Here is a 1,804-nt window from a genome sequence, read left to right on the forward strand (position 1 = left end):
GGTCGCGGCCCTCGCAGGTGGCGAACACACGACGTTGATCCTGACCGAGGACCGGTGATCACGTGACCGAAACAGTGGACATGGTGGGTGTGCCCAACTTCCCTCCTCCGCAAGATGTTCCGCAGCTGCAGCCGTTCTGGTCCGCTCTGGGGCGAGACGAACTCGTCTTCCCGCGTTGCCGCGAGTGCGGGCGGTGGCACTGGTACCCGGGTCCCGGTTGCCGGTGCGGTCACGACGAGGACTTCGTATGGCAACCGGTGCGAGCAGAGGGCGTGATCTTCTCCTTCACGCGGGTCGAGCGCGCATTCCTGCCGAAGGGGTCCGATCCGCCCTACATCGTGGTGCTCGTCGAGTTCGACGATGCGCCGGGTGTGCGTCTGGTCACGAACCTCGTCGGTGACGGAGCCGCTGCCCCGTCGATCGGTGATCGTGTGATCCTCTCGCCGACCGTCTTCGACACCCACGTCCTCCCGACGTTCACGATCGCACCGGGCCAGAACTCACGAGAAGGTGTACGACGATGAGACTTTCACTGCGTTACGACATGCGCGCCCCGTCGATCGGTGCCGCGCCTGTGGAGCTCTACCGGGCAGCGGTCGAACAGGTGGGATGGGCCGACGCGCTCGGCTTCGAAACCGCCTACATCGCCGAGCATCACGGCGCCGAGGACGGCTACTGCGCGTCGCCGATGATTCTCGGTGCCGCGATGCTCGGCCGCACCGAGCGGATCCACGTGCACTTCTCGGCGCTCGTCGCCGTGCTGCACCACCCGCTGCGACTCGCGGAGGATCTTGCGACACTCGACCTGATCGGTGGAGGTGGACGGGTCGAGATGACGATGGGTATCGGATACCGTCCGGACGAATTCGAGATGTTCGGTGTGCCGATGAAGAAGCGCGTCCGGATCCTCGAAGAGATCGTCGAGGTGCTGGACAAGGCATGGACCGGGGAACCGTTCGAGTTCCGCGGCACGACCGTGCGGGTGCGGCCCACCCCCGTGGGACCGAACCGTCCGCCGATCTACATCGGCGGGTCGGCGGACGCCTCCGCCGCGCGGGCGGCCAGGCTCGGCGACAACTACATGCCGGCCGGTTCCGAGAAGGAACGGCTGTACGAGTTGTACGAGGCGGAGCGCACGCGCCTGGGGCTGCCGATCCCGCCGCGCCCCGCCCCGGCCGGGCCTTTGTTCCTGCACGTGACGGACGATCCCGATCGCGACTGGGAACTGCTCGCACCGCACCTGATGTACACGACGAACATGAATGCGCAGTGGGCGAAGGAACGCGGAACGGGTACTACCGGGTACACCTTCGTCGAGAACATTGCGGAGCTGAAGAAGCAACCGCAGTTCGTCGTTCTCACCCCGGAGCAGTGCGTCGAATATGCGCGGGAGCGCGGAAACGACACGGAACTGATGTTCCAGCCGCTGATGGGCGGGATGCTTCCCGAGATCGGCTGGCGCAGCCTGGAACTGTTCGAGTCGCGGGTGCTGCCCGAACTCGAGAACCTGGGACTGCGGGAGCCGTCCGGGTCCCGAAAGATCCCGGCGTCGGCATGACTGCCGGCCGGAGAAGAGAACGAGGTGTAACCCTATGAGAACTCGATCCGTCGTGGGTGCGGTCGCCGGACTCACGATATGTGCAACGGTCCTGTCGGCGTGCGCGGAATCCACTTCTGCGGGTACCGGTGACCGGAGCGGCGGTGCGGGTGTCGAGTACGGGGCGAGCATCGAGGAGTACCGGTCCGCGTTCGAGGACGTCGAGCCGATCGTGATCCACACCCAATCGCCCGCCGCCAAGAACGC

The 1,804-nt window shown here is 66.0% G+C and carries 2 protein-coding genes and 1 pseudogene; all 3 read left to right on the forward strand.

Going from position 1 to position 1,804, the window contains the following annotated elements; genetic code table 11:
* The first annotated feature begins 62 nt into the window (after positions 1 to 62).
* Positions 63 to 524, forward strand: coding sequence for a Zn-ribbon domain-containing OB-fold protein (locus R1101_RS0122630; RefSeq protein ID WP_145964780.1), 462 nt, complete (start codon positions 63 to 65; stop codon positions 522 to 524).
* Positions 521 to 1,558, forward strand: a complete 1,038-nt coding sequence (locus R1101_RS0122635) for an LLM class flavin-dependent oxidoreductase (protein WP_026003606.1) — start codon at positions 521 to 523, stop codon at positions 1,556 to 1,558. The genes R1101_RS0122630 and R1101_RS0122635 overlap by 4 nt, the downstream gene beginning before the upstream one ends.
* 34 nt (positions 1,559 to 1,592) lie before the next feature.
* Positions 1,593 to 1,804: pseudogene (locus R1101_RS31210) on the forward strand (hypothetical protein); the annotation flags it as partial.

The sequence above is a fragment of the Rhodococcus sp. R1101 genome (assembly GCF_000278445.1).
In the GTDB taxonomy this organism is placed as follows: domain Bacteria; phylum Actinomycetota; class Actinomycetes; order Mycobacteriales; family Mycobacteriaceae; genus Rhodococcus; species Rhodococcus gordoniae.